This is a genomic window from Rhizobium oryzicola (assembly GCF_030504645.1).
In the GTDB taxonomy this organism is placed as follows: Bacteria; Pseudomonadota; Alphaproteobacteria; order Rhizobiales; family Rhizobiaceae; genus Neorhizobium; species Neorhizobium oryzicola.
On record NZ_JAUKWQ010000023.1, the window covers coordinates 1 to 8,413 of the forward strand.

Consider the following 8,413-nt stretch of genomic DNA (forward strand, 5'->3'; position numbering starts at 1 on the left):
CTTCGACTGGCGCTTCAGCTTCTCGGCAATGGCATTCAGGATCATGACTACGCTCCGCTACATCGGGAGCGGAATTTCCACCGTTGTGGTCAACAGCTCGTTAACCAGAAAAATTTGCGACACGCCCGCAAGATTACATCCAGCGCGTCAAGCTGTTCGGACGGCGTCAGAATTGCATCAGGGAGAGACCGCTCGGGCCTCGGAAAGGTCCAGAATCCGAGAGCGAATTTGGCCGAACCGGCCGTGATGTGCTCTAATTATACCGCCCCAGCGCGCCAGAATCCATCACTATCGATACTTGAAATAACCTGATGGAGCTGTGGACAAAAATGCACGTCTTGAACTGCGGCCTGATGCTAGTCACCGAGGAGGAACGAGGGACAGCACGGTGGACAGGCGTTTTTGGGATCTGCTGGAGGACGGCGGCAGGGTCACGCTGCTGCATGAAGGGTGCAGCTTCACCGAGGGACCGGTCTGGTTCGGTGATCTTGATTGCCTGCTCTGGAGCGATATTCCCAACAACCGGATCATGCGCTGGACGCCCGACGGGCAGGTGAGCGTGTTCCGCGCCAACTCGCGCAATGCCAACGGCAATACCCGCGACCGCCATGGTCGCCTCGTCACCTGCGAGCATGGCGGCCGTCGGGTCACCCGTACGGAACCTGACGGAACCATCACCGTCATCGCAGATACGTATCGGGGAAGCCGCCTCAATTCCCCAAACGACGTCGTTGTCAGGTCGGACGGTACAATCTGGTTCACCGATCCGCAGTACGGTCTCTGGATGAGCTTTCCCGGCCTCGAGAGCGAACAGACCCACGAAAATGTCTATTGCGTCGATCCGGCGACCGGCGCGATCAGCGCCGTCGCCAGCGATTTCCAGAAGCCCAACGGGCTGGCCTTCTCGCCCGACGAGACATGGCTCTATGTCGCCGACTCCGCAGTCTCGCACGACCCGGCGGGAAATTCGCATATCCGCCGCTTCCGCGTCGAAGCCGACGGCACGCTCTCGGGCGGCGAGGTCTTCGTCACTACAGAGGGCATCCCGGATGGTCTTCGCACCGACACGGCGGGCAATATCTGGACCAGCGCCGGTGCTGGCGTGAACTGCTACACGCCCGAGGGCGAGCTCCTCGGTCGCATCGAATTTCCCATGGACGTGACCAATCTGACCTTCGGTGGTCCTGAGCGCGACCGGATCTTCGTCACCGGCGGGGCCAATCTGTTCAGCTTCAGCGTCAAGGCGCGTGGAGCGCAATGGCCCTGACATCGCGCGGAGGCTTGGAAATTTGTGCACTATTTTCCACTGGCCCATTCTGAACGCGCGCTGGTGGCCAATTGGCTAGCGTGTGAGCGTGAAGGTGCCGCAACGGCACTTCAGGGAGGAAATTGTCATGAAATTCAATTTGCTGCGCAAGTTGGCGCTTGGTACGCTGGCGCTTGCGGGCCTCTTTGCGGCCGCCCTGCCGGCCCAGAGCGCCGACCAGAAGAAATATACGATCTATCTGTCCAACAGCGTCATCGGCAATGACTGGCTGCAGCAGATGCTGCGCTCTGCCGAAGTGTCCGTGAAGAAGGGGCCGCTGGCTGGCCGCGTTGATCTTCACATAGAGACCGTCGAGAATACCGTACAGGCGCAGATCAACTCGCTCAACAACATCATCGCCGCGAAACCCGACGCCATCATCGTTCACGCCGGCTCGGTTTCCGCACTCGACCCGACGCTGGAGCGGGCCTGCGCCGCCGGTATCGTCGTCGTCTCGTTCTCTCAGGTCGTGACCGCGCCCTGCCCGTGGAAGGTCAATACCGACTGGACCAGCACCAATCACGACATTCCGGTCTGGCTGGCCGAGGTTCTCGGCGGCAAGGGCAAGATCATCGTCGACCGCGGCCTGCCGGGTTCGCCGATCTCGGAGGCCTCCAACAAGGAAATCGAGGCGGTTCTTGCCAAGTATCCCGGCATTGAAGTCGTCGGCTGGTACACGTCGAATTACGAACTGGGCGCCGAACAGGCGGGTGTCGCGGCGCTTCTCGCGGCCAATCCGCAGATCGATGGCATCCTGACCGCGGGCTATGGCACCGGCGCGATCCAGGCGCTCAAGGATGCCGGCCGCCCGATGGTTCCGATCGTGATGTTCGCCTATAACGGCTCGGCGACGGCCTGTGCCCAGGAGCCCGGCCTCAAGTGCATGATCTACACCCATCCGCCCTATCTCAGCGCTGACGCCATCAAGCTCGCGGTCGACGTGCTCGATGGTCATCCGCCGGCCAACAATCTCACCGAGAACAACTATCCGCGATTGACGACCGACGTCGTGAAGGGCGACTTCAGCAAGGGTGCCGAGTTCATCAAGCTTGAGATCGGCAAGAACGTGTTCCCCGACCTGCCGCCGGGCCTGGTTCTGCCGGCAAGCCCAGCCTGGCTCGACATCACGCCGCAGGAAGCCGCGGGCACGAATTGAGGGCACGGTGCCGTCGCGTCGCGATATTTCATGCCATTGTCGGCATCCCTGCCGTCCGGGCGTCGGTCACCGAACCCCGGGCGGCTGTTTCAAGGCAGAATGGATACTTGCATGAATTTGCTCGAGGCCAGGGATATTACCAAGCGGTTCGGCGGCATCGTCGCCTTGGATGGCATGCATTTCGCGGCAAAGGCGGGCGAGGTGCATGCCATCCTCGGCGAGAACGGCGCCGGCAAATCGACCTTCATCCAGATCCTGAGCGGCGCTCTTGTCGCTGACAGGGGCAAGATCATGCTCCGCGGCAAGACGGTCACGGCCCACGGCCCCGGCGCGGCACGGCGGGCGGGCATCGCGCCGGTCTTCCAGGAATTGTCGCTGATATCGGATCTGACCGTGGGTGAGAATATCTGGTTCGGCGACGAGGCGCTGACGCCGCTGAGGATGATTTCCCGCCGCGCGCTGAATGCCCGGACGGCGGCGCTCTTCGCCGAACTCGGTCTTGACGGCATCGCGCCGGATCGACTGGTGCGCTCGCTGTCGATCGGACAGCAGCAGCTCGTCGAGATCGCCAAGGGGCTGGCATGCGATCCCGACATTCTCATTCTCGACGAGGCGACCTCGGCGCTGGTGCCGCACGAGGTCGACTGGTTGCTCGACATCGCACGCAGGCGTGCGGATGCCGGCAAGCTGGTGCTCTACATTTCCCACCGCATGGGCGAGGTGCGGCGCGTCGCCGACCGGATCACCGTGCTTCGCAATGGCGAGACGGTCGGTACCGCCGAGACCTCCGCAATCGGCGACGACGAGATCGTGGCGATGATGCTCGGCCGCCGTCTCAACCGGCTCTTTCCGGAAAGGCACGCCACCGCGACGGATCGCACCGCGCTGAAGGCATCCGGCCTCAGCGTCGGGCATCAGTTGAAGGGCATGGATTTCACCCTCCGCGAGGGCGAGGTGCTCGGCGTTGCCGGACTTCAGGGCCACGGCCAGAGGGAGCTGTTCATGGCGCTGGCCGGGGCCGTGCGCTTCGGCGGTTCCCTCGAGGTCTGGGGGCGACCGGTCTCGATCCGCAGCCCGCGTCACGCCCTTTCACAGGGTATCGGCGTGGCACTCCTGCCGGAAGATCGGCGCCATCAGGGCCTGCTGCTGGCCAAGCCTGTGCGCGAGAATGTCGTCCTCGCGGCATTGTCGCGGCTGACGCGGTTCGGCCTGATCGACCGTCAGGCGGAGGCCGATGTGGTCTCGGAATCCGTCAGCCGATTGCAGATCAAGGTCGGCTCGCCCGAACAGCTCGCGGGCACGCTGTCGGGCGGAAACCAGCAGAAGGTGGTGCTGGCGAAGCTGCTGGCCACGGATGCCCGCATCCTGCTTTTCTTCGACCCGACGCGCGGCGTCGACGTCGGCACCAAGGCCGAGATTTTCGCGATGATGCGGGATCTCGCGGCAAGCGGCTATGCGATCCTCTTCTACTCGACCGACATTGCGGAACTCGTCAATGTCGCCGACCGCGTCATGGTGCTCAGCTATGGCCGGATCTCGGCGACGCTGCCGGCCGACCAGCTCTCCGAGGACCGGATCCTTCGCGCCACGATGATCGGTCAGGTGGCGGCATGAAGCGTTCGCTTTCCTCACTCCTGGGTCGAACCGACGGCTGGGGCATGCCGCTCGTCGTGCTGTTCATCATCGCAGGTCTCATCGAATTGATGCGGCCCGGCTCTTTCGGCCTCGAGCAGTTGGCGCTCATCTGCGCGTCGGCGATGATTCTGGTCTTCGTGGCCACCGGCGAGACGATCGTCGTGATGCGCGGCGGCATCGACCTTTCGGTCGGCGGCACGCTCAGTCTCGCCTCCGTGATATCGGCCACGCGGGCCGATCTGCCGGGACTCGACCTGCTGCCCTGGCTGGCGCTGATCCTCGGCGTCGGCTTCCTCATCGGGGTCGCCAATGCCTTGATCATTTCTCTCCTGAAACTTCAGCCGTTTCTGGTGACGCTTGCGACCTGGTCCATCGTCGAGGGCATTGCGCTGATCGTACAGCCCTCGGAAGGCGGCACGGTGCCGCCAGTGTGGTTCGCCTGGGGCTATTCGCGACCCTTCGGCATTCCGATCTCGGTGCTTTTGCTGATGCTGCTGATGCTTTGGTGGGCCTGGTTTCGGCGCACGCGCATGGCCAATTCCATTCGGGCCGCTGGATCGAATGAACGCAGTGCCTATCTCAACCGCGTCTCGCTGATGGGTACCAACATCGCAGCCTATGGCATTTCCGGCGTCATGGCGGCGCTGGCAGGTTTCTTCTACGCCACCCAGACCGGAGCCGGCTCGCCCGTGGTCGGTGCGCAATATGTGCTGCCGGCGATCGCAGCGGTCGTGATCGGCGGCACCAGCCTCGCCGGCGGTCGCGGTGGGCTGACGGGCACGATCACCGGCGCCTTTATCCTCAACCTTACCGGCACCGTCGTCTTCCTGCTGAAGCTCACCAGCTACTGGCAGATCGTCGCCCAGGGCGCGATCCTGGTGCTCGTCGTCATCACGGGATCGATTGTCGAGGCGCGGTCCGAACGCTCGGGGGCCGACCGATGATACCATGGCTCACCAATGGATTGCGTTCGCCCAGCCCGATCCTGCTCGCCTATCTCGGCGCGCTGCTGATCTTCGTCGCCGTTAGCCTCTATTCGCCGGGATTTGCCCATCCTGCCCACGTCTCGACGCTGATTGTCATCGCCGCCTTCACCGGCATCGTCGCCATCGGCCAGACCATGGTGATCGTCGGCGGCGGCATCGATCTCAGCGTGCCCTGGCTGCTCAACAGCGCCGCGGTCGCCACCACGGCACTGACCCGTTCGAGCGATGCCGCGCTGATCTGGGTCGTGCCGATGATCTTGGTGTCCTCGGCGGGTATCGGCGCCATCAACGGATTGGCGATCGCGCTGCTCCGTGTGCCGCCGATCGTCATGACGCTGTCGATGAATGTCATGCTGATGGGCCTGCTCTTCATCGTCACCCGCGGATTTCCGCCTCCGCCGACGCCGCTGGCGCTGCAATGGATCGCCAACGGCCGCATCGCCACCATCGGCCTGCCGGTCATGCTGTTCGTTTGGCTGGCGCTGGCGGCGATCGCGTTGGTCGTCGAACGGCGGACCGCCTTCGGTCGCTATCTCTATGCCGTCGGCTCGAACCGCACGGTGGCCAGGCTGTCGGGCGTACCGGTGGCGGGCACGACGATTGCGGCCTATGCAATCAGCGGGTTTACCGCCGGGCTCGCGGGCGTGCTGCTTACCGGTTATGCCAAGCAATCCTATCTCGGCATGGGCGATCCCTATCTCTTCACCTCGATCGCAGCCGTCGCCATCGGCGGCGCCTCGATCCTCGGCGGCAGTGGCTCGTATCTCGGCACCATCGCCGGCGCACTGATCCTGACGCTGCTGACCGGCCTGCTGCCGATCTTCCGACTCGACGCCGGCGCGCTCAAGGTCATTTATGGCGCGGTCATTCTGTTCGCGGTAGCCATCGCCTCGCCGCAGCTGCGCCGGTTCTTCCGACGGGAATGACATGAACGACCGCCAGCCAACCCCATCCACCTTCACAGGCCGGCGACTTCGCCGCGCTCCAGACATCACGTCCGCGTCAACAGGTAGGGCACCATGGACCAGCGACAACAGAGTTTCGACACCATGAGGGATAGCGCGCCCTTCGAATATCATGGCGAGCGGCAGAAGGAGATTTCCTTTCCGCTCGGCGGTATCGGCACCGGCTCGATCGGGTTGTCCGGCGGCGGTCGGCTGATCGACTGGGAGGTACTGAACCGTCCGGCCAAGGGCATCACCAACGGCCTCTCGCATTTCGCCGTCAAGGCGGAGCGGGCGGGGGAGGTGGTCGATGCCCGCATTCTCAACGGTCCCTATCGCGGCAACCGCACAGGCGACTTTCCCGCCGACACGTCGCGAAACTTCGGCTTCGGCGCGCGACGGGATTCCCTCGCAGGCATGCCGCATTTCGCCAACAACACATTCACCGGCAAGTTTCCGGTCGCCGAACTCGGCTTCACGCAGAACAGCTTCCCGGGCACCGTCGAGCTTACGGCCTTCAACCCGTTCATACCCATGAACGACCGCGATTCGAGCATGCCGGTCGCAATGTTCGAGATCCGCTTCACCAACACCACGCCCGATCCCCTGACCTACACCGCTGTGGGCGTGCTGGGCCACGGCCTGCCGCCACCGACGCGGGCGGCCCTTGTCGGCCGCGACGGCATGTTGGGCGTCAAGGCCTATCGCGACGAGTGCGAACGAGACCAGCCCGATTTTGCCGAATTCGTGCTGGCCACCGACTGCCCCGATGCGGACCGCCAGGCTCATCTTTTCCGGGGCCACTGGTTCGACGCGCTCGAGGTCTACTGGAACGAACTCGCCGCGCCAGGCCGCTTTGCGCCCCGGGAGTACAAGACCAGCGATACGGCCGGCGGCATGGGCCGCAACCGCGACAGCAGCCTTGCAGCCGGCAGACTCGAACTCGCGCCGGGTGCCAGTGGCACGGTGCGCTTTGTCATCGCATGGTATGCGCCGGTCTTCCGAAAATACTGGGTTACGCCGTTGTGGCACTTCCGGCAGACCTCGGCTGCCAAGGGCCAGTGGAAGAACTGGTACGCGACCGAATGGGCCTCGGCCGAAGACATTGCTTTCGAGGCGCTGGCGCGCTGGGACGCGCTGAAGGCCGATACGATGCGGTTCCGCGACGCGCTCTATGACTCAACCTTGCCCTCGGCGGTCATCGACGCGGCCGGCGCAAATCTCTCGATCCTCAAGTCGCCGACGACGCTCAGGCTCGAAAGCGGCGCCTTCTATGGCTGGGAGGGCTGCCATCCGACGGCCGGGAGTTGCGAGGGAAGCTGCACTCATGTGTGGAACTACCAGCAGGCGCTGCCCTTCCTGTTTCCCGCGCTGGAGCGATCGATGCGTGAGCTCGATTACCAATACAACATGAACGCATCAGGCGGCATGAGCTTCCGCCTGTCCCTGCCGCTCGGCACCAATTTCACCACGGAACGTCCCTGCGCCGATGGCCAGTTCGGCAATGCGATCAAGGTCTACCGCGACTGGAAGCTGAGCGGCGATGACGCCTGGCTCAAGCGGCTGTGGCCCGACGTGCGGCGCGGCATCGAATATGCCTGGAGCCCGGACAATCCCGACCACTGGGACCCGGACCGCACCGGCGTTCTCTCGGGGCGCCAGCATCATACGCTCGACATGGAGCTGTTTGGGCCGAATTCCTGGCTCACCAGCTTCTATCTCGGCGCGCTGAAGGCGGGCGCCGAGATGGCCATGGCCGTGGGGGAGGTCGATGCGGCCGAAGAGTTCCGCCGCGTCTTCGAGAAGGGTCGGAGCTGGGTCGACGAGAACCTGTTCAACGGCAGCTACTACACCCAGAAGATCGACATCTCCGACAGTTCCATTCTCGAACGCTACGCCAAGGAGGAACTCTCGACCGGCGTGCTCGGCGACAGCGTGATGGACCTCTACTGGAGCGCCGAGCACAGGCAAATCAAGTATCAGCTCGGAGACGGCTGCCTGATCGACCAGGTTCTCGGCCAGTGGCACGCAACGCTCTACGGGTTGGGCGACATTCTCGACCCCGACAAGACCAGCCGGAGCCTTGACGCGATCCATCGGCACAACTTCAAGCCGGCGCTGGGTGAGATCTACAATCCCTGCCGCGTCTTCGGCATGTATGACGAGGCCGGCACGGTGATCGCCACCTGGCCCGATCCGAAGACCAAACCAGCCGTGCCCGTGCCCTATGCCCAGGAGACCATGCACGGCATGGAATATGGGCGTGTCGCAAATTTTTCTGGTTAACGAGCTGTTGACCACAACGGTGGAAATTCCGCTCCCGATGTAGCGGAGCGTAGTCATGATCCTGAATGCCATTGCCGAGAAGCTGAAGCGCCAGTCGAAG

The 8,413-nt window shown here is 63.6% G+C and carries 6 protein-coding genes; all 6 read left to right on the plus strand.

The window, feature by feature from the left end; genetic code table 11:
• The first annotated feature begins 388 nt into the window (after positions 1–388).
• The 6 genes from Q2T52_RS26675 (at position 389) to Q2T52_RS26700 (ending at position 8,313) form a co-directional block, all read left to right on the plus strand.
• On the plus strand, positions 389–1,267 hold the full coding sequence (locus Q2T52_RS26675; protein ID WP_288972407.1) for an SMP-30/gluconolactonase/LRE family protein: 879 nt from the start codon (positions 389–391) through the stop codon (positions 1,265–1,267).
• A 127-nt stretch (positions 1,268–1,394) separates the two neighbouring features.
• Entirely contained in the window at positions 1,395–2,462 is a 1,068-nt protein-coding gene (locus Q2T52_RS26680; RefSeq protein ID WP_288972404.1) for a substrate-binding domain-containing protein, read from the plus strand.
• Positions 2,463–2,573: 111 nt separating this feature from the next.
• On the plus strand, positions 2,574–4,076 hold the full coding sequence (locus Q2T52_RS26685; protein ID WP_288972401.1) for a sugar ABC transporter ATP-binding protein: 1,503 nt from the start codon (positions 2,574–2,576) through the stop codon (positions 4,074–4,076).
• Positions 4,073–5,041, plus strand: coding sequence for an ABC transporter permease (locus tag Q2T52_RS26690; RefSeq protein WP_288972398.1), 969 nt, complete (start codon positions 4,073–4,075; stop codon positions 5,039–5,041). Before Q2T52_RS26685 ends, Q2T52_RS26690 begins: the two co-directional genes overlap by 4 nt.
• Positions 5,038–6,009, plus strand: coding sequence for an ABC transporter permease (locus Q2T52_RS26695; RefSeq protein ID WP_288972395.1), 972 nt, complete (start codon positions 5,038–5,040; stop codon positions 6,007–6,009). Before Q2T52_RS26690 ends, Q2T52_RS26695 begins: the two co-directional genes overlap by 4 nt.
• A gap of 93 nt (positions 6,010–6,102) precedes the next feature.
• Positions 6,103–8,313 carry a GH116 family glycosyl-hydrolase gene (locus Q2T52_RS26700; RefSeq protein ID WP_288972392.1) on the plus strand — a complete coding sequence of 737 codons (2,211 nt, stop codon included), beginning with the start codon at positions 6,103–6,105 and terminating at the stop codon, positions 8,311–8,313.
• The last annotated feature ends 100 nt before the right edge of the window (positions 8,314–8,413 follow it).